Source organism: Glycomyces salinus, assembly GCF_016428645.1.
GTDB classification, from domain to species: Bacteria; Actinomycetota; Actinomycetes; order Mycobacteriales; family Micromonosporaceae; genus Glycomyces; species Glycomyces salinus.
This window is the reverse complement of the sequence record NZ_JAELXW010000008.1, coordinates 91,027-113,523: the sequence shown is the minus strand read 5'-3', so window position 1 is coordinate 113,523 and position 22,497 is coordinate 91,027. Positions and strand designations below refer to the sequence as shown.

The 22,497-nt window shown below is 70.9% G+C and carries 17 protein-coding genes; 7 read left to right on the top strand and 10 right to left on the bottom strand.

All coding sequences use genetic code 11. The features are described from left to right. Positions 1-119: 119 nt before the first annotated feature. Entirely contained in the window at positions 120-1,265 is a 1,146-nt protein-coding gene (locus tag JFB92_RS03580) for an RNA-guided endonuclease InsQ/TnpB family protein (RefSeq protein WP_199034970.1), read from the bottom strand. A gap of 177 nt (positions 1,266-1,442) precedes the next feature. Here JFB92_RS03580 and JFB92_RS03575 point away from each other — a divergent pair, with 177 nt between their 5' ends. After that, positions 1,443-2,141 carry an HAD family hydrolase gene (locus tag JFB92_RS03575; protein WP_199034969.1) on the top strand — a complete coding sequence of 233 codons (699 nt, stop codon included), beginning with the start codon at positions 1,443-1,445 and terminating at the stop codon, positions 2,139-2,141. 110 nt (positions 2,142-2,251) lie between these two features. Here JFB92_RS03575 and JFB92_RS03570 read toward each other — a convergent pair whose 3' ends face one another. Beyond that, positions 2,252-2,953: an MOSC domain-containing protein gene (locus JFB92_RS03570; RefSeq protein WP_199034968.1), complete on the bottom strand. Its 702-nt coding sequence runs from the start codon at positions 2,951-2,953 to the stop codon at positions 2,252-2,254. A 107-nt stretch (positions 2,954-3,060) separates the two neighbouring features. Between JFB92_RS03570 and JFB92_RS03565 the strand changes: the two genes are divergently transcribed. The 4 genes from JFB92_RS03565 (at position 3,061) to JFB92_RS03545 (ending at position 9,271) form a co-directional block, all read left to right on the top strand. Then, on the top strand, positions 3,061-4,401 hold the full coding sequence (locus JFB92_RS03565) for a glutamine synthetase family protein (RefSeq protein ID WP_199034967.1): 1,341 nt from the start codon (positions 3,061-3,063) through the stop codon (positions 4,399-4,401). Between the two features lie 17 nt (positions 4,402-4,418). Continuing rightward, positions 4,419-5,102 carry a type 1 glutamine amidotransferase gene (locus JFB92_RS03560; RefSeq protein WP_199034965.1) on the top strand — a complete coding sequence of 228 codons (684 nt, stop codon included), beginning with the start codon at positions 4,419-4,421 and terminating at the stop codon, positions 5,100-5,102. Further along, positions 5,095-7,692, top strand: a complete 2,598-nt coding sequence (locus JFB92_RS03555; protein WP_199034964.1) for a bifunctional [glutamine synthetase] adenylyltransferase/[glutamine synthetase]-adenylyl-L-tyrosine phosphorylase — start codon at positions 5,095-5,097, stop codon at positions 7,690-7,692. Before JFB92_RS03560 ends, JFB92_RS03555 begins: the two co-directional genes overlap by 8 nt. A gap of 124 nt (positions 7,693-7,816) precedes the next feature. Continuing rightward, positions 7,817-9,271, top strand: a complete 1,455-nt coding sequence (locus tag JFB92_RS03545) for a glycosyl hydrolase family 18 protein (RefSeq protein ID WP_233162216.1) — start codon at positions 7,817-7,819, stop codon at positions 9,269-9,271. A gap of 90 nt (positions 9,272-9,361) precedes the next feature. Here the strand turns inward: JFB92_RS03545 and JFB92_RS03540 are convergent, their stop codons facing one another. Continuing rightward, the gene (locus tag JFB92_RS03540; protein ID WP_199034963.1) at positions 9,362-12,493 is read right to left on the bottom strand and encodes an AbfB domain-containing protein; all 3,132 of its coding nucleotides are present in this window, start codon (positions 12,491-12,493) and stop codon (positions 9,362-9,364) included. Between the two features lie 134 nt (positions 12,494-12,627). Then, on the bottom strand, positions 12,628-13,824 hold the full coding sequence (locus JFB92_RS03535) for an MFS transporter (RefSeq protein WP_199034962.1): 1,197 nt from the start codon (positions 13,822-13,824) through the stop codon (positions 12,628-12,630). Positions 13,825-14,101: 277 nt separating this feature from the next. Between JFB92_RS03535 and JFB92_RS03530 the strand changes: the two genes are divergently transcribed. Beyond that, positions 14,102-14,425: a DUF3817 domain-containing protein gene (locus JFB92_RS03530; RefSeq protein WP_199034961.1), complete on the top strand. Its 324-nt coding sequence runs from the start codon at positions 14,102-14,104 to the stop codon at positions 14,423-14,425. Positions 14,426-14,455: 30 nt separating this feature from the next. On the opposite strand, the gene JFB92_RS03525 is transcribed toward JFB92_RS03530, so the two are convergent. The 6 genes from JFB92_RS03525 to JFB92_RS03500 form a co-directional block, all read right to left on the bottom strand. After that, positions 14,456-15,271 (bottom strand): DUF6999 family protein, encoded by an 816-nt coding sequence (locus tag JFB92_RS03525; protein WP_199034960.1) that lies wholly within the window; start codon positions 15,269-15,271, stop codon positions 14,456-14,458. Further along, positions 15,264-17,075, bottom strand: a complete 1,812-nt coding sequence (locus JFB92_RS03520) for a 3-oxoacyl-[acyl-carrier-protein] synthase III C-terminal domain-containing protein (RefSeq protein ID WP_199034959.1) — start codon at positions 17,073-17,075, stop codon at positions 15,264-15,266. Before JFB92_RS03520 ends, JFB92_RS03525 begins: the two co-directional genes overlap by 8 nt. Before the next feature lie 4 nt (positions 17,076-17,079). Further along, positions 17,080-18,240: a D-alanyl-D-alanine carboxypeptidase/D-alanyl-D-alanine endopeptidase gene (dacB, locus tag JFB92_RS03515; RefSeq protein WP_199034958.1), complete on the bottom strand. Its 1,161-nt coding sequence runs from the start codon at positions 18,238-18,240 to the stop codon at positions 17,080-17,082. A 96-nt stretch (positions 18,241-18,336) separates the two neighbouring features. Continuing rightward, complete coding sequence (locus tag JFB92_RS03510) at positions 18,337-18,975, bottom strand: response regulator (protein ID WP_199034948.1); 639 nt, start codon at positions 18,973-18,975, stop codon at positions 18,337-18,339. Further along, the gene (macS, locus tag JFB92_RS03505) at positions 18,950-20,089 is read right to left on the bottom strand and encodes a MacS family sensor histidine kinase (protein WP_199034947.1); all 1,140 of its coding nucleotides are present in this window, start codon (positions 20,087-20,089) and stop codon (positions 18,950-18,952) included. The genes JFB92_RS03510 and macS overlap by 26 nt, the downstream gene beginning before the upstream one ends. Before the next feature lie 67 nt (positions 20,090-20,156). Continuing rightward, positions 20,157-21,125 carry an ArsR/SmtB family transcription factor gene (locus JFB92_RS03500; protein WP_199034946.1) on the bottom strand — a complete coding sequence of 323 codons (969 nt, stop codon included), beginning with the start codon at positions 21,123-21,125 and terminating at the stop codon, positions 20,157-20,159. A 64-nt stretch (positions 21,126-21,189) separates the two neighbouring features. On the opposite strand from JFB92_RS03500, the gene JFB92_RS03495 reads away from it, so the two are divergent. Next, on the top strand, positions 21,190-22,455 hold the full coding sequence (locus tag JFB92_RS03495) for an MFS transporter (RefSeq protein WP_199034945.1): 1,266 nt from the start codon (positions 21,190-21,192) through the stop codon (positions 22,453-22,455). Positions 22,456-22,497: the final 42 nt, after the last annotated feature.

Sequence of the window (22,497 nt, the reverse complement as noted above, 5' to 3'; positions counted from 1 at the left end):
CCCAAGTGAGACAGGCTTCCCGGCTTGTGGGCCGCTGGTGCAGTCCATCTACGGGTGGGTTCCTGTTTCAGCGGGCCGGGCCGGGTTTCCCCCGGTCTTACGGGCCCTCCGCAGGCGTTTCAGGTCTCCGCGAGCCCCGCGGCGACCATCCGTTTGCCTTCGCGACGGATATTGATCTCGGCGTTCTCATCCCGATCATGTGCGACGCCGCACCCGCACGCCCACTGGCGGACGCGGAGGCTGTCCGGGCCTTTCGGCCCAGCCATGGCTCCGCAGACTGAGCACAGCTGCGTGGACGGGAAGAACCGGTCGATGCGCACAAACGTCCTGCCACATCGGGTCGACTTGGATTCGAGCCGGTTCAGGAACATACCGAACGCGGCATCATGCACACTCTTCGCCCCTCTGCCACGCGACAGGCCGTGAACGTTCAGGTCCTCGACGTAGAGAGCTCGGTTCTCGCTCACCAGCGTCTTGACCAGCTTGTTCAGCCAGTCGTCGCGCATGCTCCGAGTCCGTCCGTGGACTTTCGCGACCTTGATGCGGGCCTTCTCCCGTTTACTACTGCCTTTCTGCTTTCGGGAGAACTCTCGCTGGGCTTTCTTCAGCCGCCGTTCCATGCGCTTGAAAAAGCGCGGGTTGTCGATGACCTTCCCGCCGCGAAGCACCGCGAACGACTTGAGCCCGAGGTCGATCCCGGTTTCCTCGTCGGATTCGTCGAGCATCCCGGCATCGTCATCGATTGCCACGACGAAGCTGGCGAAGTATTTACCTGTAGGGGTCTTGAGCATCGTTACCGAAGACGGCTCGGCGGGAAGATCCCTCGACCAGGCCACTTGGAGTTCCCCGACCTTCGCGATGCACAGCCGTCCGTTCGGCTTCAGGGAGAACCCGTTGCGGGTGTATCGGGCCGACTGCCGGGCCGAACGGCGTTTGAGTCTCGGGGGTCCGACCTTGCGCCCCTTCCGCTTGCCGCGCAGCGAGTCGAAGAAGTTCTTGTATGCAGCGTGGCGGTCCCTGAGCGCTTGCTGCAACGGCACCGTGGACACCTCGGCGAGCCACGCCCGCTCTGGGGTGCGCTTCGCGGCCGTTATTAGGAGCTTGTCGAGTGCTGCCGTAGTAGGGAACGGCAGCCCCGCAGAGCGCGCGGCCTTTCTTGCTGCGATCGCATCGGTATAAACCGTCCGGACCCATCCGAACACCCTGGCGAGCGCGTTGCGCTGCGGCGCGGTCGGATAGACCCGGTAGGCGTAACGAAGCTGCACGTGACAAACCATACGGGCCAGGTGCGACAATCTTCGGATTCGCTCCAACGGCCAACAAGTCGCCCGAAGTAGCTACTCGGGATCCGAGTCCGCTAGAAAACGGAGGGCTCCAAGATTATCCGTGAGGCCTGTCCCTTCCTCCCAGGGACGGCCCTGGCGGCCGGTAGCGTTGCGCTGGTGAATATCGAAGCCACACTGCTTTTCGACTTCGACGGGACCGTCCGGCTCGGCTGGGAGCACTCCGGCCATTACGCCCACCTGGTCGCCGCCGAACTTCCCGACGACGACCGGCGGGCGTTCATCGCCGCCCACGAGGCGTTCCTCGCCGGCAAGCCCACCACCGCCTCGACCTTCGACGCCTACGACCCCGACAACGCCGTCCGGCGGCTCTCCGTCGAATACGGCGTCGAGGACGCCGACCGGCAGGCCGCCTACGAGGCGACCCGGGAGCGGATGGCCGAAGGCGAGTTCAAGATCTGGGCCCCCGAGGGCATCCGCGAACTCATCTGGGGCCTGCCCAAGCAGGTCGAGGTCGTCCTGGTCACCAACGCCCCCGCCGCGAGCCTGGAGCCCTCCCTCGAGCGCCTCGGCCTGGACGGCCTGTTCGACCGGATCGTCGGCGACGCCCGCAAGCCCGACGGCCTGGCCGACGTCCTCGACGACCTGCTCGACGGGCGCGATCCCGGAACCCTCCTGAGCATCGGGGACATTCCGCGCAACGACCTCGCCCCGGCCGCCGATCGCGGCTGCGCGACCGCCTACATCGACCACTTCGGGCGGCCGTGGCCGCGCGCCGACGTCTCCGCCCCGGCCCCGGAAGCGCTGTGGCCCTTCGTGCGGCGCTGGGTCGGCGAGCACGTCGCGACCGGAGTCTGATCACCGGGACGATACGGGATCGCGGCGGTTGTGTACCGAATATGTCGCCGCCGAGCCTTAAGCTGAGAAGGTGCCCTGAGCCGGCCGATCCCCGGCTCAGGGCGCGAGTACTAGTGTGCCGCTACCGGGTCGCCCAAGCGCACCTCGGCCCCTGCTGCGATCCGCAGGTACACCCCGAAGTGGTTCCCGAGCTCCTGGACGATGTGCCGGTGCAGCTCTTTGTCGCGCTCCCGCCCGAAGGGATCCCAGCTGGGGAAGACGCACCGCTCGCACGGCTTGTGCACCGTGAACTCGCCGTCGCCGATCTTGACCGGCGTCCCCGGTTCGAGCTCGACCTCCGAGTACGGCTCGGCGTCGGCGGCGACCAGCACGTTGGGGCGGAACCGCTCGACCTCGATCTCGCGGCCCATCTCCTCTGAGAGCCGCTTCAGGCTCGCTTCGAACACCACCAGGACGCGGCCGTTCGCGCCTTCGACCGGCCGCAGTTCGAGCGGCTCGGAGCCGACGTCCTCGGCCAGCGCCGCCGCCAGCCCCGGGTCGTCGGAGGCCCACGCCGCCCCGCCGGGGGCGTAGACCACCGGAGTGCCGCCGACGCCGTCCTCGCACCCGCACTGGGCCGGCCAGGCGGCCTCCCAGCCGAGCATCCTCGGGTGGCTCGGGGGCCAGATGTCGCCCTCGCTCCCGGCCTTGAAGACCTTCAGGACCCGGTCGCCCTCCATGCCCTTCGGCCCGATCCGGGCCGAGCGCACCGTCTCACCGCGCAGGCCCTTGACCGGCCAGCGCCACATCCGGGTCACCGTTCCTGCGAACATGCTCACGAATCTACCGACTTCGCGTCCCTCCGGGCCACCTGCCGGGTTAACGTCGCGGACACAAACTAGTGAGACAATTGCCGCCCCAGGACCGAGAGGAACGCGCAATGGAACGGCAGAAGGAGTTCGTGCTCCGCACGCTCGAAGAGCGTGACATCCGGTTCGTCCGGCTTTGGTTCACCGACGTGCTCGGAACGCTCAAGTCCGTGAGCGTCGCGCCCGCCGAACTCGAGTCGGCCTTCGAGGAGGGCATCGGCTTCGACGGCTCCGCGATCGAGGGCTTCGCGCGCGTCTACGAGTCCGACATGGTCGCCATGCCCGACCCGACCACGTTCCAGGTCTTCCCGTTCGAGGGCCGCGGCATCGGCGAGTCCGCGCGCATGTTCTGCGACATCCTCACCCCCGAGGGCGCCCCGTCCTGGGCCGACCCGCGCCACGTCCTGCGCCGCTCGCTGTCCAAGGCCGCCGACCGCGGCTTCACCTTCTACGTCCACCCCGAGATCGAGTTCTTCCTGCTCCAGGACGGCACGGACGAGCCCAGGCCGGTCGACGACGGCGGCTACTTCGACCACACCACCCACTCGGTCGCCCGCGACTTCCGCCGCCAGGCGATCCTCGCGCTCGAGCGGGTCGGCATCTCGGTCGAGTTCAGCCACCACGAGGTCGCCCCCGGGCAGCAGGAGATCGACCTGCGCTACGCCGACGCCCTGACCACGGCCGACAACATCATGACGTTCCGGCACATCGTCAAGGAGATCGCGCTGACCTCGGGCGTGCACGCCTCGTTCATGCCCAAGCCGTTCACCGACCAGCCCGGTTCGGGCATGCACAGCCACCTGTCGCTGTTCGAGGGCGAGGACAACGCCTTCCACGATCCGGGCGACGAGCAGCGGCTCTCCAAGACCGCCAAGGCGTTCATCGCCGGTCTGCTCAAGCACGCCCCCGAGTTCACCGCCATCACCTGCCAGTGGGTCAACTCCTACAAGCGGCTCTACTCCAGCCCGATGCAGGGCGGCATCGTCGAGGCCCCCTCGTACGTGTCCTGGGGCAGGGCCAACCGCTCGGCGCTGGTGCGCGTCCCGGCCTACGGCAAGCCGAACTCGGCCCGTGTCGAGATCCGCTCGCTCGACTCGGCGGCCAACCCGTACCTGGCGTACGCGGTGCTCCTGGGCGCCGGCCTCAAGGGCATCGAGGAGGGCTACGAGCTCGCGCCGGGCACCGAGGACGACGTCTCGGCCCTGACCAACGCCGAGCGCGTCGCCGCCGGCTACCAGCCGCTCCCGTCCAGCCTCGCCGAGGCCCTCGACGCCATGGAGTCCTCCGAGCTGGTCCCGGAGGTGCTGGGGGAGCACGTCTTCGACTACTTCCTCAAGAACAAGCGCAACGAGTGGGAGGACTACCGCACCCAGGTGACCGCCTTCGAACGGCAGCGTTATATCAATCTGTGACCGTTTAGGATGAGACGGTGACCACCGCACTCGTCATTGAGAACGACCCCCAGCTGGGGCTCGGACGCGCGTCGGAATGGCTGGCCGAGGCCGGCATGGAGTTCGACGTGGTGCGGCCCCACGCCGGCGACGCCGTACCGAAGAGCGCCGGGGGCCACGAGGCCCTGATCGCGCTCGGCGGCACCCGCAGCGCCGAATGGGCCGAGGAGCTGGTCGGCCTGCTCGAATGCGCCGTCGCCGACTCGACTCCCACGCTCGCGCTGTGCTCGTCGTCCCAGTTGCTCGCCGGGGCCTTCGGCGGCGACATCGAGCCCTGCACCGAGCCGCAGGGCGCGCGGATGCTCGCCAAGCGCGACGAGGCCGGACGCGACCTGCTGTTCGGGCCCTCGCCCATGACCCTCGACGTGATCTGCTGGCGCGCTTACGAACTGGTGAGGCTCCCCGAGGAGGCCACTCTCCTGGCCGCGTCCCCGTACGGGGCCCTGGAGGTCTTCCGCCTGCGGCAGACGGCTTGGGGCGTCCAGTCCCACTTCGAGCTGGCCCCCGAGCAGCTGGCCGAATTCGAGTCCTTCGACGAGGCGCTCCTGGAGAAGGCCCGCAAGGTCGATGAGCACATCGTCGAGGCGTGGCGGCCGATCATGCAGCGGTTCGCCCGCATCGCGGCCGGGGAGCGGCGCGAGCTCCCGGTGATCGATGCCTGACCGCGACCAGGCGCGACAGGCGGTCGTCGAGGCCAGCAACGCCCTTGCCGACTTCCTGCGCGCCCACCCCGAGGTCGAGCCCGCCCTGACCGAGGCCGAATCCGAGGGCCTGGACCGCATCCGCTCGGCCTCGTCGACCGGGCTGGGCTACGCCTGGAAGGCCAACCTGCTGCGGATCGCCGCCGCCGACCTGACCGGTGCGACCGATCTGGAGACGACCTCGCTGGCGCTCTCGCGACTGGCCGACGCCGTTTTGGCCCGCGGCCTCGAACTGGCCGAGGCCGAGCTTCCCGGGGAGACCCGCCTGGCAGTGATCGCCATGGGCAAGACCGGCGCCGAGGAGCTCAACTTCGTCTCCGATGTGGACGTCGTCTTCGTCGCCGAAGGGGACCTCGAACTGGCCACCCGCCGGGCGGCCCGCATGATCCAGATCGTGGGGCCCTTCACCTGGCCGGTCGACGCCGGGCTGCGCCCCGAGGGCCGCGCCGGGGCCCTGGTCCGCACGGTCGAATCCTATGTGGCCTACCTGCGGGACTGGGCCCGCACCTGGGAGTTCCAGGCCCTGCTCAAAGCCCGCCCGGCCGCCGGGGACCTCGGGCTGGGGCTCGAATGGCTCGCGGCCGTCCAGCCGTTCATCTGGGCGGCGGCGAACCGCCCCGGCGTGGTCGCCGACATCCGCGACATGCGGCGCAAGGTCGCTGAGTCCGTGCCCGGCGACCAGCGCCGCTGGGAGATCAAGCTCGGTCCCGGGGGCCTGCGGGACATCGAGTTCGCAGTCCAGCTCCTCCAGCTCGTCCACGGCCGCGGCGAGCCGTCGCTGCGCGTCCGCTCCACCCTGGAGGCCCTGACCGTGCTGGTCGACGGCGGCTATCTGGCCCGCCGCGACGGCGAGGAGCTGACCGGCACCTACGTCTTCCTGCGCACCGTCGAGCACCGGCTCCAGCTCCAGCGGCTGCTGCGCACCCACCGCGTCCCCGACGGCGGCGAACCGCTCCACCACCTGGCGCGGGTCCTCGGCTACACCACCGACGAGGCGTTCATGAACGCCTGGCGCGGTCACGCGACCACCGCCCGCCGCCTGCACGAGAAGCTGCTCTACAAGCCGCTGCTCGACGCGGTCACCCAGCTGCCCACCCACGAGCTGCGCCTGAGCGAGTCCGAGGCCGCCGACCGATTGGCGGTCCTCGGCTTCGCCGACCCCGACGCCGCTCTGACCCACATCCGCAGGCTGACCGCCGGAGTGAGCCGCACCGCCACCGTGCAGCGGGCCCTGCTGCCGGTGGTCCTGCACGAGCTGGCCGACTCGCCCGAGCCCGATCGCGGGCTGCTGGCCTACCGGCAGGTCTCCGACAAGCTCGGCTCGACCCCCTGGTACCTGCGGCTCCTGCGCGACGGGGGACCGGCCGCGGTCCGCCTGGCGCGACTGCTGGGCACCTCCCGGTACTTCACCGGCCTGCTGCTGCACGTGCCCCAGTCGCTGCGGTTCCTCTCCGACAACGCCGACCTCGAACCCCGCGGCCGCGACGACCTGGCCGCCGGGATGCGGCAGGCCGCCAAGCGGCATACCGACCCGTCGGCGGCGGTGTCGGCCGTGCGCGCCATCCGCCGCCGCGAGCTGATCCGCATCGCAGCCGCCGACCTGCTCGGCCTCCTGGACGACCAGGGGGTGGGCCTGGCCCTGTCGGACCTGACCGACGCGGTCCTGGACGCGGCGCTGGCCATCGCCTCGCGTGACGTGACCGACGTGCCGCCGGTGGCCGTGATCGGCATGGGCCGCCTCGGCGGCCGCGAGATGGGCTTCGGCTCGGACGCCGATGTCGTGTTCCTGCACGACGGCCGGACCGACGCCGAGCGCAAGGCCGCCACCCGCGTGGTCGAGTCGGTGCGGTCGCTGCTGACCGCCCCGACCGCCGACCCTCCCGTCGAGCTCGACCTGGGGCTGCGGCCGGAGGGCAAGGGCGGGCCGATCGTCACCAGCCTGGCGGCCTACCGCCGCTACTACACCGACCGGGCGCGGCTGTGGGAGCGGCAGGCGCTGCTGCGCGCCCGCGCCTCGGCCGGGGACGAGGATCTGCTCGACCAGTGGAAGATGCTGGCCGACGAGATCCGCTACCGGCCGGGCGGGCTCAGCGAGGCCGAGCGGCTGGAGTTCCGCCGCGTCAAGGCCCGGGTCGACTCCGAGCGGCTTCCCCGCGGGGCCGATCCGAACGCGCACACCAAGCTCGGGCGCGGGGGACTGGTGGACATCGAGTGGGTCGCCCAGCTGCTCCAGCTCGAGCACGGCGAGGAGCCGGCCATGCGCACCACCCGGACCGTCCCGGCCCTGGAGGCCGCGGCCGCGGCCGGGTTCCTCGACCGGTCGTCGATGGAGGATCTGCGGGACGCCTGGGAGTTCGTCTCCCGGGTGCGCAACGACATGACCCTGGCGCGCGGGGTGGCCCGCGACGAGCTGCCGCGTTCGGGCACGGAGCTGGCGGGTCTGGCCCAGACCCTCGGGTTCGGCGAGGACACGCAAGAGTTCCTCAACCACTACCGGAGGCTGACCCGCCGCGCCCACGAGGCGTCGCATAGGGTGGTCTATGGGCGGTGACGTCCATAAATTTCCTGATCTTTACGTATTGAAAAATTTCCATTTCGCCCCTTGACTTGCGTCCGGTCGGCGGTAAAGATAAAGATAGTTATCAATTAACTCTCTTTACTTTTGGGAGGACGCCTTGAGACGCCTCAAGACAAGGCGCGCGATCATCTCGCTGTCGGCGGCACTTGCCGTGGCGCTGACCGGCGCGATCTACGCGGTAGCCAGTCCCTTCACCGCAGGCGCCCAGCAGATCTGCTCACCCGCATGGGACTCCTCGACCGTCTACGTCGGCGGCGACCAGACCGGGCACGACGGCCACGAATGGCGGGCCAAGTGGTGGACCCAGGGCGAGGAGCCCGGGACCACCGGCGAATGGGGGGTCTGGGAGGACCTCGGCGAGTGCGGCGACGGCGGCGACCCGACCGACGAGCCCACCGGCGACCCGACCGACGACCCCACCGGCCCGGTCGACCCGCCCACCGACCAGTACAACATCGCCTACTTCACCGAATGGGGCGTCTACGGCCGCGACTACCACGTCAAGGACATCGTCACCTCCGGCTCGGCCGAGAAGCTGACCCACATCGTCTACGCCTTCGGCAACGTCCAGAACGGGCAGTGCCGGCTCGACGACTCCTACGCGGCGATCGAGAAGACCTACACCGCGGCCGAATCGGTCGACGGCGAGGCCGACGCCTGGGACGACCCGCTGCGCGGCAACTTCAACCAGCTGCGCAAGCTCAAGGAGATGCACCCCCACATCCAGGTCCTGTGGTCATTCGGCGGCTGGACCTACTCCGGCGGCTTCGGCGAGGCCGCCCAGAACCCGGACGCGTTCGCCCAGTCCTGCCACGACCTGGTCCACGACCCGCGCTGGGACGGCGTCTTCGACGGCATCGACATCGACTGGGAGTACCCCAACGCCTGCGGGCTCACCTGCGACAGCTCCGGCACGCAGGCCTACCCGAACCTGATGCGGGCCCTGCGCTCGGAATTCGGGAACGAGCTGGTGACCGCCGCGATCACCGGCGACGGCACCGGCGGCGGCAAGATCGACGCCGGCGGCTACGGCGACGCGGCCCAGTACGTCGACTTCTACATGGTCATGACCTACGACTACTTCGGCGCCTGGGACGCCGACGGACCGACCGCCCCGCACTCCCCGCTGACCGACTACAGCGGCATCCCGATCGACGGCTTCAACGCCGAGACCGCCGTGTCCAAGCTCAAATCGCTGGGAGTACCGGCCGACAAGATGCTGCTCGGCTTCGGCTTCTACGGGAGAGGCTGGACCGGCGTGACCGAATCCGAACCCGGAGGCTCGGCCACCGGGCCCGCCTCCGGCACCTATGAGCAGGGCATAGAGGACTACAAGGTCCTGGTCGACTCCTGCCCGGCCACCGGCACCGTCGCCGGCACCGCCTACGCCCACTGCGGCGACAACTGGTGGAGCTACGACACGCCCGAGACCGTGGCCGGAAAGGTCGACTGGCTCAACGACCAAGGCATGCTCGGCGCCTTCTCCTGGGAGCTGTCCGGCGACACCGCCGGCGGCGACCTCGTGGCTGCGATCCACAACGGATTGAGTTAGCCACCCCGTAAGGCGGGCGGTTCCGCGCGCTCATGGCTCACTGACCTGGCCATGGACGCGCCGGAGCCGCCCGCCTTATCCCGTTCGCGGTCAGTCGGTGAGGCAGTAGGTCGCGTCCTCGGCGAACAGGCCCGTGCCGTCGTCCGGATCGAGCCGCAGGTCGAAGTACGAGTGTCGGACGACCTGGTCGGGGTAGTTGTGCGCGCGGAGCGAGACGCACCACTCGTCGGCGAGGCCCTCGACCAGTTCGAAGGTCGCGTCCTGGTCGAACAGCGCGGTGCCGTCGTCGGGCGCCAGCACCAGCTCGAAGTCCGAGTGGCGCAGGTACTGTCCCGGGTGGTTCACCGATTCGAACGACACCATCCCGTCCGAGGAGTCGGCCAGGCCGGGGGCGATCCGGAACCGGGCGTCCTCGGCGGGGCTGACGTCGGCCTCCAGGCGGATATCGTTGTCCGTGTGGCGGACGTGCCGGTCGGTGAAATTATGGGACTGCAACCGGTACGACGCGGGGTCGCCGAACAGCGGCGTGACGGCGATCCGGTCGAGGTTGGGCGCGAACTGCGAGCGCAGCAGGACGTCCGGCCAGTTGTCGGAGGCGTAGCTGACGCCGTCGAACTGGGGCTTCTCCTCGCCGCGCACCACGATCTCGTTGGCCCCCTCTTGGAGGTCGAACGGCACTGTCAGCTCCCAGAAGTTGTTCTCGTGGAACGAGTGCGGGAACGCCACGCGAACCGGTTCGCCGCCGTTGACGGACACGAGCGCGTACCGCGCCACCGGGTCGGGGTTGTAGTGGGTGGCCGGCGACTGCTCCTCGTTCGAGTAGCGGAAGGTCACCGCGTACCGTCCGGCCTCGGGCGCCTCGACGTCGGTGAACGAGAGGGTGTTCCCGTTGCCGGGTTCGCCGCCGACGCCGACCACGGCCTGGCCGCCGGAGGCCAGCGACAGGTCCTCGACCTGCGCGGTCCCGGAGGCGGTCCCGTCCTCGGCCTCGTACACGGCCGTATCGACATCCCCGGTGGTTCCGACCGCCAGGCGGTCGACCGCCAGGCCGTTCTCCCCGTGGACGGTCACCTTGTTGATGCCGCCGAGCAGGAACGCGTCGACCATCCCGCCGGGGCCGGTGGTGACGGGCTCGCCGTTGACCTCGAGCTCCACGGCGCGATCGCCCCGAGAGTCGACGTCCAGGCGGGCGGGACCGTCGTCGGGGGAGTAGACCCAGAAGGTCGCCTCGCCGCCCGAGGGCACCTCGGCGGCGCCCGGACCGGAGCCCTGGTGCCCCTCCGGGTAGACCGGCGCGGCCCCGCCGGTCAGCTCGGCCAGTTCGGCCTCGTAGACGTCGCCGCCGTACGCGGGGTTGGCCAGCGAGAGGTCGATCTTGTCGACGATGACGTCGCCGGTGATCGAGCCCTCGCCCTCGAGGGCGTCGGTCGACAGGGAGATGACGTGGTCGCCGGCGGTCAGGTCCACGGTGGTGTCGGTGTGGTCCCACACCACCCACTTGTATCCGAGGGTCAGGAACAGCTCCCGCTCGGTCGCCGGATCGCCGTCGACGCTGAGGAACACGTTGGTCGGTCCCTGGTCCTGCACCTGCTCGTCGGTGTTGAGCGAGCTGGCGAAGACGCTGAGGTCGTAGGTGCCGTCCTCGGGCACGCTCACCGAGAACTCCAGGGAGTTGTGCGAACCGGTTCGCATGCCGCCGACGTTGTACGAACCGGAGGTGTAGAACTTCGAGACGTTCGAAGGCGATCCCTCGGGGCCGTTGACGTGCAGGCCCTCTCCGGTGAACGTCGCATCCTCGGCCTCGTAGGCGGCCTCCCACGAGGTGCGGGACTCGCCGGTCTCGCCCGGGGAGGCGCTCGGAGTCAGGATGACCTCGTAGGCCGATTCGGCGTTCAGTTCGGGCAGCTGGTCACCGAAGGTGACCTCGGCGGTGCCGCCTTGGACGGTCAGGTCGAGTTCGCCGATGGTGTCGGGCTGCGCGGAGTCCCCGATCTGGCCGCTCCAGCCGATCTCGCGCACGACCGCGTGGACCGTGTCGCCGAAGACCTCCGTGGGCAGGTCGTCCAGGCCCAGGGTGTACGAGCCGCCGGCCCCGCCGAGCAGGACGCGGCCCTGCTTCAGGCCGGTGTCGAGGGTCGCCACGCCCTGGAGGGTGTAGCTCTCCCCGGGCCGGGGCGGGGTGGTCTCGACGGTCTGCCCGCTCATCTGGCTGTAGGCGTGGAGCAGCCACCATTGCCCGTTGGCGCGGTTGGCCTGCACGGCCGAGTCGGAGAGGTTGCCGTCGATGTTCCAGTAGGCGATGTCGCCGTAGACCTTGGAGTCCTCCAGCGCCGAGACCCACTGGATCATCTGGCCGGGCACCGAGGTGTGGTAGTTGTAGGCGTATTCGCTGATGTTGATCGGCAGCTCGGTGCCCTCGTACTGGGTTCCGGCGAAGAACTCGGTCTCCCAGCCGCGGTAGCGGTCGACGCTGTCGCGGATGGTCGCCGGGTCGGACAGTTCGTGCCACACCACCACGTCGGGGACGGTGCCGGCCTGGATCGTGTACTCCATGAACCCGCGGACCTGGTCGTAGAGGTGGATGGAGTTCGGTCCGCCGATCCGCGCCTCGGGCAGCACCGAGTGGATCGTCTCGTAGGCGCGGTCCCAGCCGTCGAAGAAGTACTGCGGGTCGTCGAGCCAGCTGATGCCGTTGTAGCTCCACTCGCCGGTGCCGAACATGTTGCCCGCGGGCTCGTTGAACGGCATGAACACGAGGTTGTCGCGCTGGTCGGCCGGGAGGGTGGCGACCTGCTCGGCTTGGAGGCGGATCTTCTCCAGGTAGGTGTCGAGCTTCTCCTCGGGGGTGTCGCCCGGCCACTGGTAGGGGAAGCCCCGGTGGATGTCGGTCATGTAGATGTAGACGTCGCCGTCGGACCCCTCCACCAGCCCCGGGAGCACTTCGAGCGCGTCCGCGCCGGGGTGCTGCGGGCCATCCTGGGCCTTGGTGGACACGGTCTGGAGGTCGATGCCGTCGATGAGGTTCTGGGAGGGGAGCCCCTGGTCGTAGAGGCCGTACAGGGTTCCGGAGGCACCGCCGAGGAAGTCTCCGGTCGACTCGCCGAAGTCGACTCTGAAGGTCCCGTCGGTCTGCGCCGACGCGGGCGCGGCGACCCAGGGGGCCATCATGACGGCGGCGGCCGCGCACAGCAGCCGGGCCGCCGGCCGTGCTCGTACGTTCATCACAACTCACTCTCGTCGTTGAGAAGTTCGCTCACGGCCCCGGGCGGAGCCCGCCAAGAGGGGTGGCGAACCGGTTCGCTGCTCACCGTACCGGGACGTGAACCCCGAGGCAAGACCTCAGAGAACCGGTTCGCTCAGGATCGCCGCTTCGGCTCGCGGGCGGCGGGCGAGCACAGCAGCGCCACCGCGACCAGGACCAGGACGACGAAGAACGCGTTGCGCAGCCCGACCTCTTCGCCGAGCAGGCCGATCAGCGGCGGCCCGATGAGGAAGGCGACGTACCCGATCGTCGCCACCGCGGCGACGTTGGCGGTCGCCTTCACCGGGTCGTCGGCCGCGGCCGACATGCCCACCGGGAAGCCCAGCGAGGCCCCCAGTCCCCACAGGACCACGCCCGCGATCGCGACCGGCGCGGTCGGGCCGATGATCACCAGCAGCAGGCCCGCGAACGCCAGGAGCGCCGTGCCCGCCAGCACCGGGATGCGGCCGAACCGGTCGAGGACCGCGCCGCCGCAGAGCCGCCCGGCGGTCATCGCGGTGACGAAGACGGCGAAGACGGTCGCGCCTCCCGGGTTGGACAGGCCGTAGCCGTCGACCATGGACAGGCTGAGCCAGTCGTTGGCGGTCCCCTCGGTGAACGCCATGCCGAGCACGATCAGGCCGATGAGCAGGACCCGGACGTCGGTCCAGGCCGCGAGGCGGGTGCGCCAGCCGGCCTTCCCGTCCTCCTCGGAGGCCGGCTCCTCGGCCGGTCGCAGGTGGCGGCACGCGTAGAAGGCCAGCACGACCAGGGTGAGCCCGACGAGGCCGAGGTGGGCCCCGATGGGGACGCCGACCTGCTCGGTCAGCGCCCCGAACCCCGCCCCGAGCATGGTGCCGAGGCTGAACAGGGCGTGGAACAGCGGCATCAGTGTCTTCCCGATGCGGCGCTCGTTGGCCGCGCCCGACAGATTCATGGCCACATCCACGATCGAGTTGCCCGCGCCGAGCACGACCAAGGCCGCGAACAGCAGCCAGAAACCCGGCGCGACCTCGGCGATGAGCCCGACAGCGGCCAGGCCGCCCGCGGTCGCGACCAGGAACCCGCGGATCGAGGCGGTGGCGCCGAAATGGGCGATCACGTGGCTGGAGGCGACGAGCCCGAGGATCGCGCCGATGGCGATGCCGAGGATGAGGATGCCCATCTCCCGGGTGGAGGCCCCGAGGATGTCGCGCACGTTCGGGACGCGTGCGGCCCAGTTCGCGAACGCGAACCCCGAGGCCGCGAAGATGGCGAGCACGGCGTTGCGCCAGCGCAGCAGGGCCGGATCGGTGCCGGCGGGCGCGCTCACGGCAGGGTGGGTCACGGTAGTCCAATCAACGGGGAGGCGGGGACCCTGCTGCCGGATCGGGCCCGTGCCGACCAGCATGCGCCGGTGCCCGGTGATTCGACAAGCGAATTCGAAACGGGTGTGACCTGACAGGCACCCGCCGCCCCCGCCCCGTCCGAAGGTCTTCCCGCGCTTCGGTGACGCCCGACATCACCGCGCTCGGCACCGCCGAACACTTCCGCCGCCGCGCTTACGATGCGGGACAGAGACGCCGCGACCACTCGATGCGAGGAACACCATGATCGCCAACCCCGTCTTCCGCTACCGCATGCTGACCCTGGCCGAGGGCTGGTCCTTCGTCCTCCTCCTGGTCTTCGGCTCCCTGCTCAGCCGCGTCTCGGACCTTGACCTGGTCATGCCCCTGGGCAGCCTCCACGGCGCGCTCTTCGTCCTCCTGGTCGTCGCGACCCTCCTGATCCGCCGTCGCCTGTCCTGGGGATTCGGCACGACCCTGATCGCGCTGATCTGCGCGGTCGTGCCGCTGGCCCCGTTCTGGTTCCACCACTGGAAGCGCGAGCGGTTCCGAGAGGCCGAAGAGGCCGCCCAACCGGCCGGCGCCTGAGCCCGACCTGCTTCGGCATCGCGCCCGCGCTCAAGCCGATCGCCGCTCGGCCGCGGCCCGGAGCAGGTGGGCGTGCGCGTATTCGCAGATCACGGCGTGGCGGTAGACCGCTTCGGGCACGTCGGTGTTGGAGTCGACCCTGACGGTCAGTTCGCCCCGGTGCCATTTGAGGAACGCCGGGTCGCCGGTGATCTCGGCCAGGATCGTCAGGATCGAGTCGTCGAAGCGCATGGAGTGGACGGCCCGCCGGTACTCCTCGGGGGTCAGGCAGAGTGCGAACGGCAGGTTCATCAGGCACAGCGCGGTCTGGATGTCCAGGTTGAGCAGGCGGCGCCTGCGCGGTTCGGGGTCGAGCTCGGGGATCTCCAGGTCCCGGTAGTCGAGCAGGGGCTTCTCCCTGGGGACCGGACCGAGGGCGGACAGGACGTCGTAGACGTTGATGTCGTGCTCGATGACGGCGCGGTCGCCCAGGCCCGACAGGGTGGTCGGCCGGAGCGACACCGGCTCGAGGCCGGGCGCGCCGGTGTTGCGGATGATGAAGTTCAGCAGGTTCGTCTCGATGACGAAGTGCCGGATCAGCAGTTCGACCGCGTTCGCCGACACGAAGCGGCGCAGGAACCACAGGCACAGCCGGTCCATGGTCCGGTGGGCGGTCCAGCGGAACGGGGTGAGTCGCTTGGCGACCACGATCAGCAGCGCGGTGATCCGCGAGACGGGCCGCGCGACCGGGTAGAGCCAGGTGCGACTCCAGCGCCGCTGGTCGTCGACGACCTTGCGGGCCACGTCGGCCTCCAGTGGCAGGGTCGGGTCGGCCTCGACCGCGTCCCACAACGAGGGGTCAGACATTATCGAGCTCCTCCAACTGGAGCGCGTAGAGGCGGGCGACGACCTTGGCGGTCTTGACGATCGCGTCGGCCTCCCGGTTCACCCGCTCGGAGGCGAGCAGGCTCTGGAGCTTCGCGTAGTGGTCCTCGTCGGCCATGCCGTGGTAGCGCAGGAAACTCACCTGGTCGTCGCGCAGGCCGAGCACCTCCTGGAAGCGGACGGCCCATTCGGCGGCCTTGCCGTTGCCCAAGCCCTCGATGATGAACATGGCCCCGAGCAGGCAGACCGGGTCGGGCCGGCTCGCGGTGTGGAACATGTAGGCCGACAGGGCCTCGGAGCCGAGGTTCTTCTCGCCGGAGCGGATGTCCTCGGCGTCGCCGCCGCAGGCGACGTAGTCGCGTTCGAGCATCATGAAGTCACGGTGCTCCTCGTCGGCGTGGTGGATCGCGCTGCTGCGCAGTGTGAAGTTCTCGACCGAGAAGTTCGAGGCGGCGCGCGTGATCCAGCGGGCGCCGTCGGCGACCTGCTGGCGCAGGTTGTGCAGCAGACGCATGTAGTCGTGGCGGGTAACGGTGCCCTCGTCGAGGCGGCGCAGGATCGGGACCTGTTCGAGGCGGCGCTCGAAGTCCTGCCAGACCTCGTCGAGGCGGCCGTGGAGGCTTTCGGGGGCGGCCGGTGCCGCTTCGATCCGGGCGGGCATGACGGGCTCCGTTTCGTCGGGGGCGACGCAGGTCAGGTGGGCGAAGGCGAAGGAGAAGCGGCCGGATTCGGGGACGGCGAGCAGCACGGTCTGCCCGGGTTCGATCGCGCCGGACCGCCAGCGCTCCTCGAGCGCGATGAAGATCGAGGCCGCCCCGGTGTTGCCCTTCTCGGCGAGGTTGGAGAACCACTTCTCGGTCCGGACGTCCGCTCCGGCGTCGGCCAGCAGCTTGAAGACGATGTCGCGGAACGCGTGGGTGCTGTAGTGGCACAGCACGTGGTCGAGCCGGTCGAGGTCGACCAGTCCGGCGCGGGTCAGGCGCTGGAACTCGCGCAGGCCGGCCTCGGCCAGGCGCCCGAGCGCGCTCGTGTCCTGCCGCAGCCGCATCATCCCGGAGGCCACGGACTCCTCCAGGTCGAGGTCCTGCCAGGTGGCTCCGGCGCGCGGTTCGAGGCCGTCGCCGAGCCCGGCCCGCATGCACACCGGATGCTCGTGGGCGAGGGAGACGTGCCGGACCCAGTCGACGCGGAGCGACGGCCGGCCGGGGCGCGGCCGGGGCTCGACGATGACGGCCCCGGCGCCGTCGGAGAGCATCCAGCGCAGGAACGCCGCGTCGGCCTCGGCGCCGTCCAGGCGGGAGCGCCGCAGCCAGCGGCTGGCCAGTTCGGAGCCGACCACGGCGGCCCGCTCGTGGTCGCCGAGGCGGACCTTGGCGACGGCCGCGTCGAGCGCGGCGAGGCTGGAGGCGCACACCCCGGAGGCCGAGAGCAGGTGCATCGGCCCGCCGCCGAGGCGGCCGTGCACCATCGAGGCGAACCCGGGGACGAGCAGGTCGCCCTGGGTGGTGGCGGTGGCGAGCATGTCGAGGTCGGCGGCGTCCAGGTCGCGGTCGGCGAGGGCGGCGCCGATCGCCTTGGCGGCCAGCTCCTCGTTGAGTTCGGTGGTGCGGCCCTCGGCGTCGAGCGCGTAGTGGCGGGCGGCGATGCCGTTGGAGGCCAGGACGCGTCGGCGCAGGCGCTCGCCGCGGTCGTCGACGCCGCCGAGGCGGGCGGCCATCTGGTCGTTGCCGACCGCTTCGCCGGGCAGATAGGCTCCGGCGCCGGTCAGATAGGCGTTCTCGGTCATGGTGCTACTCCCTGAAGTCCACGGCCGCCGCGGCGGCCTCGTCGAGTGCGGCGCGGGCGGCCGTCTGGTCGGTGACGCCTCCGCTGAGAATGGCGAAGGCGATGGGGCGGGGCCCGGTGGCGACGCCGCACAGGGAGGCGACCCCGGTGAGCGTGCCGGTCTTGGCGCGGACGGCGCCGACCGCCTCCGGGGCGTGGGCGAACCGGTCGCGGAGGGTGCCGGTCTCCCCGGCCATCGGCAGAGTCTGGAGGATCGGACGCAGCCGCGGCCGGTTCCAGGCGGCTATCAGCAGGTCGGTGAGGAAGGCGGCCGTGCAGTGGTCGGCGCGGGACAGCCCCGAGCCGTCCACGATGGCCGCGCCCGCGCAGTCCACTCCGATCTCGTCCAGCGCGGCGGTGACGGCGCGGCCGACCCCCGTCCAGGTGCGGGCGCCGGTGGCGCTCTCGGCCAGTCGCAGCGCGATCGCGTCGGCGAGGGTGTTGTCCGACTCCCGCAGCATATGGCCGATGAGGACGGACATGGGAGGCGACCACACGGTCGCGATCGGGGCCGAGACCGGATCGACCGGGAGCTCGAGGACGCGGTCGATGTCGAGCATCCGGCTCAGGCTGCGCACGGCCACCGCGCCGGGGGAGTGGCGGCGGCGGTCGTGGGTGCGCCGGAGGCGGCCGCCGTTGAGCATGATCGGCGCCATCGGTGCGGTGGCGTGGCGCAGGTCCTCCGGATCGGTCCCCGGTGCAGGGGCGGCACCCCGGGCGGCGGGGTCGACGATGAGGGTGCGCGGCGTCCGGCCGCCCCGGGCGACCAGGGCCGTCCGCGCGAGGCGGCCGAGGCTCGCCGCACCGGGATAGTGGCCGATGCCGTTGCGGCTCAGCGTGACGTCTCCTCCGGCCAGGAGTGCGACGGCGTCGCCGCCGGCCTCGGCGAGGGACGTGGGGATGCGGTGCTGGTGGCCGAGCCGGTGTGCGGCGGCGACGGCGGTGGCGACCTTGAGCGCCGAGGCCGGGGTGAGCAGCCGGTCGGGGTCGCGCTCGTAGAGGATCCGTCCGCTGTCGGCCTCGGCGAAGACGGCGCCGACGCGCCCCGGCAGGCGGCCGGAGTCCAGGATCGCGTCGAGCCGGGAAGCCAGGGCGCTTCGCGGGGGGCTGGGGGCTGCGGTGGTCATACCTCTATTCGGCCGCATCCCGGGCCGGAGCGCATCGGCGAACCAGCTTGAGTTACCGGTGCGTACTACTCAGGGGATTGAGCGAAAGTACTCAGTTCACGCTTCGTCGATGCCGTGCTCGATCGCGTACCGCACCAGCTGGGCGCGGTTGTGCAGCTGGAGTTTGCCCAGCGTGCGCTGCACGTGGTTCTGCACCGTCCGGGGCGACAGGTACAGTCGCGCGGCGATCTCCTTGTACGTCAACCCCTTGGCGACCAGGCGCAGCACCTCGGTCTCGCGCTCGGACAGGCGCGGCCGCTGCTCCTCGGCGGGGGCGCCGGCCAGGCGGCGGTACTCGCCCAGCACCAGCCCGGCCAGGCCCGGAGTGAAGACCGCGTCCCCGGCCGCGACCCGCTCGACCGCCTCCAGCAGCTCGGCGGTGCTGGCCGATTTCAGCAGGTAGCCGCGGGCTCCGGCCTTGACCGCCTCCAGGACGTCGTCGGACTCCCCGCTGGCCGACAGCACCAGCACCTCGGTGCTGCAGTCCTCGCCGAGAGCGCGCAGGACCTCCACGCCGGAGAGGTCGGGAAGCTGGAGGTCGAGGATCGCCACCTGCGGCTGGTGCTGGCGGATCGCGGTCAGGGCCTGCCGTCCCTCGCCCAGGCAGGCGACGACCTCGTGCCCGGCCTCCCCGAGGTCCCGGCTGATCGCGTCGCGCCAGATCGGGTGGTCATCGACCACCATCAGTGTCGCCATGGCCTCCCGCCTTCGGTCTGGGACGCGGCATCCGCATCTCCACTTCCGTCCCGGCGCCCGGCGCCGAGACGACGACGACCTCGCCGCCCAGTTCCTCGATTCTGCCCTGGATCGACTGGGCCACCCCCAGGCGCCCCTCGGCTGCCGCCTCGGCGAGCCTGCCCGGGGCCATGCCGGGGCCGTTGTCGCGGACGGTGACGGTGACCGCGTTGCGGTCGTCCTCGACCAGCATCCAGGCGTGCGTGCCCTCCGGGCAGTGCTCGCGGACGTTGTCCAGGGCGCTGGAGACGGCCGCGGCCAACTGGTGGGCGTAACGGGAGGGCAGCCGCACCGGCACGGCCGGGGCGGCGATCGTGACCGACTCCCCGGAGTGCTTCCCCAGCAGCTCGCGCACGTCCCGCTGCCCGTCGAGGGGATGGCGGTAGGACTCGGAGCTGATCAGGGTCCGCAGCGCCTCCTCCTGCTGGCCCGCCAGCCGCCCCAGCTCGGCGGCCTCCCCGCCGACCTCGTTGCCGCGCCGCTGGACCAGCGCGAGCACCTGGAGCACCGAGTCGTGGATGTCGCGGGCCAGCCGCTCGCGCTCGCGGGCCGCGGCCGACCGGGCGGCGGCCTGCCGCATCCGCCGCTCGGCCTCGACCGCGAGCCGGGTCAGGTGCCCGACCATCAGGCCGGTCAGGATCAGCAGGATCGCCTCGCTGACGGTGTTCTCGTTGATCCCGCCGCGGAAGAGCATGGTGACCGCCGAGATGACGGCCGCCGCGATCACGCCGCGGCGGCGGCCTCCCGAGACCGCCCACACCAGCACCGCCCCGGCCTGCCACGGCCCGACCGAGATCCCGGCGGTCCGGTCGGACAGTTCCAGGGCCCAGGCCGAAGCCACCACCGCCGCCACGGTGGCGGCCAGGTCGGCGTAGAGCAGGCTCGTCTTGAACCCGTGGCGCGCATAGGAGGCGCTGACCAGCCACGTCCACAGCGCGATCGAGGCGACCAGGAGCAGCGCCGTGACCGGGCGGACGAGGACCCCGAACAGGATCGCGCACATCACCAGCGGGTAGCCGAGCGCGGCGAACCGGAAGACGGTGATGGCCCGCCGCAACTGCGTTTCAATGCCCACGCCCGCATTCTCGCAGCCATCGAGGGACGCCCACGGAGAGGCTACTGTGGATGAGGTCGATGAGGTCTCATTCCCCGGCTTCGAGCAGGGATTCGGCGGCGAGGGTCCGCGCATACAGGACGCGCCGCCCGATGCGGTGCCGGGTCACCAGTCCGGCCCGGAGCAGGAGCCGCAGCTGCTGCGAGACCCCGCCCGCGCTCAGGCGGCATCGCGTCGCGAGCTCGGTGGTCGTGGCCGGTTCGCTCAACGCGGTGAGCAGGGCGGCGCGGGTCGGGCCGACGACGCCGACCAATCCCGCCTCCGCCTCCCGGTCGGGCGCCCGCCACAGCAGGCCGAGGCCCCTGGGGGAGTATCGCACCGTCGGCTGCCACGGCTCGGCCGAGACCGAGAAGATGCGTTCGCCGCCGAAGACGGACGGCACCAGCAGCAGGCCGCGCCCGCCCAGCGGCTCGGTGCGGTCGAACAGCGGGTTCTCGATCCGCAGCGTCCCGCCGGCGTCCCAGGAGACCCGCGGGTCGAGGTCGGCGAACAGCCGCCGCGCGCCGCCTTCGGCCAGCACCCGCGAGCGGTACAGCAGATCGCTCTCGCAGAGGGTGCGGATCCGGGGCCACCACGGAGCGAGCGCCGCCTCCCAGTAGGTTTCGATCGCCGTGGCGAGGCGTTCGAGCCCGGCGGGGACGTCCTCGCGGAACCGTTCAACGGCGGGCGTGGGCGGCAGCGCTTCCAAGCCGTCCCGGATCAGGCCGGTGTCCAGGGCCCGCACCGCGGCCAGCTCGGTTCCGAAATCGGGCGTCGAGGTCGCCGGGGGCGGGGCCAGGAAGGCGGGCAGGCTCGCGGTCGGCACCGGGACTAGGTCGAACAGCTGTCGCAGGTCGGCCCCGCGCAGGCGCTGGGCGGCGCGGCCGACCCAACGGCGGTGGAGCAGGTGCTCCCCGGGCGCCTTGAGCACCCTGATACTGGCGACGACCTCCCACAGCGGTGAGAGCGCGAACCTCGTGTTGGCCAGATCTGCGACGGACAACTGCAACTCGATCACCTTCTGAATTTAGCTCCAGCTAAATTCATGGTCGCGAACCTCGCCCCGGCGACACGCTCGCCCGGTGACCGAGACACCGACACGCCCAGACGAGTCCCGCTCCCACCGGTTGAGCGGCAATCGCGACTTCCGCGACCTGTTCACCGCCGCCGTCGCGGCCAGGCTCGGCACCCACATCTCGTATGTCGCCGTGCCACTGGTCGCGATCGAGGCGCTGGACGCGTCCGCCGGCGAGGTCGGCACGCTGGCGGCCCTGGCCACCGCGGCGGCCCTGCTGTTCGGCCTGCCCGCGGGGGCGTGGATCGACCGCGGCCGCAAACGCCGGCTGATGGTCGTCACCGACCTCGCCAGGGCGGCGCTGCTGGCCAGTGTGCCGCTCGCCTGGTGGCTGGAGGCGCTGACGATCTGGCAGCTGTACGCCGTCGTGTTCCTCGCCGGGATCGGCACGACCGCCTTCGACATCGCCCAGCAGTCCCTGCTGCCGGCGATCGTCGACCGCGAGAGCCTCACCGGCGCCAACGCCCGACTGGTCGCGCTCGACTCCGGTCTCAACATCGGCGGCAGAAGCATCGCCGGGTTCTTGATCGCGTTGATCGGCGCCCCGCTGGCCGTCCTGGGCAACGCCGCCGGGTTCATCTGGTCGGCCCTGTTCGTACGCCGCATCCGCACCGAGGCCGACACGACCGAACCGGCCGCCCCGATGGCCCGGCAGATCGCCGAAGGACTGCGCCACGTCTGGCGCCACCGCGCCCTGCGGGCACTCGCCTTCTCCGGGGCGGTCAACAACTGGTCGATCCAGATGTTCCTGGCGATGCTGCCATTGGTCTGGATCGACTCCGGCCTGCCGACCTACGGCCTGGGGCTCATGCTCGCCGCCGGCGGCGCCGGCACCTTCGCCGGCGCGGCCCTCGCCCGCCGACTCCGATCCCGGCTCGGCACCGGCCGCGCCCTGTGGGCGGTCGGCGCGATCGCCGCCCCGCCCGCGCTGTGCCTGCCGCTGGTCGGCCCCGACTGGCGGGTGTGGCTGGCGGGAGCCGCCTGGGCACTGGTCGGGTCGGTCGTCGGCATGGCCAACGTCATCGGCGTCAGCCTGCGCCAACAGGTCACCCCCGACCCCCTGCTCGGCCGCATGAACTCGGTGTTCCGCTTCGCCCTCATGGGCGCGGTGGCCCTCGGAGCGGCAGCGGCCGCCACGATAGGCGAACTGGCCTCCCCAAGAGCGGCCATGTGGTGCGGCGCGGCCGGAATGGCCCTGCAATGGACCATCCTCTACACCGCCCGCCACGCCCTCCAACACCCCACCACCCCGAGCCCCGCAGCAGGACAGTGACCCTGATTGCAGTCAACCAGGTCAGGAACTCAAGCACGATTG

Bases quoted from the DNA above. Each gene is read 5' to 3' on its own strand.
- JFB92_RS03570 (WP_199034968.1), bottom strand. From the start codon at position 2,953: ATGTTCGCAGGAACGGTGACCCGGATGTGGCGCTGGCCGGTCAAGGGC.
- JFB92_RS03565 (WP_199034967.1), top strand. From the start codon at position 3,061: ATGGAACGGCAGAAGGAGTTCGTGCTCCGCACGCTCGAAGAGCGTGAC.
- JFB92_RS03555 (WP_199034964.1), top strand. From the start codon at position 5,095: ATGCCTGACCGCGACCAGGCGCGACAGGCGGTCGTCGAGGCCAGCAAC.
- JFB92_RS03540 (WP_199034963.1), bottom strand. From the start codon at position 12,493: ATGAACGTACGAGCACGGCCGGCGGCCCGGCTGCTGTGCGCGGCCGCC.
- JFB92_RS03530 (WP_199034961.1), top strand. From the start codon at position 14,102: ATGATCGCCAACCCCGTCTTCCGCTACCGCATGCTGACCCTGGCCGAG.
- JFB92_RS03525 (WP_199034960.1), bottom strand. From the start codon at position 15,271: ATGTCTGACCCCTCGTTGTGGGACGCGGTCGAGGCCGACCCGACCCTG.
- JFB92_RS03520 (WP_199034959.1), bottom strand. From the start codon at position 17,075: ATGACCGAGAACGCCTATCTGACCGGCGCCGGAGCCTATCTGCCCGGC.
- dacB (WP_199034958.1), bottom strand. From the start codon at position 18,240: ATGACCACCGCAGCCCCCAGCCCCCCGCGAAGCGCCCTGGCTTCCCGG.
- JFB92_RS03510 (WP_199034948.1), bottom strand. From the start codon at position 18,975: ATGGCGACACTGATGGTGGTCGATGACCACCCGATCTGGCGCGACGCG.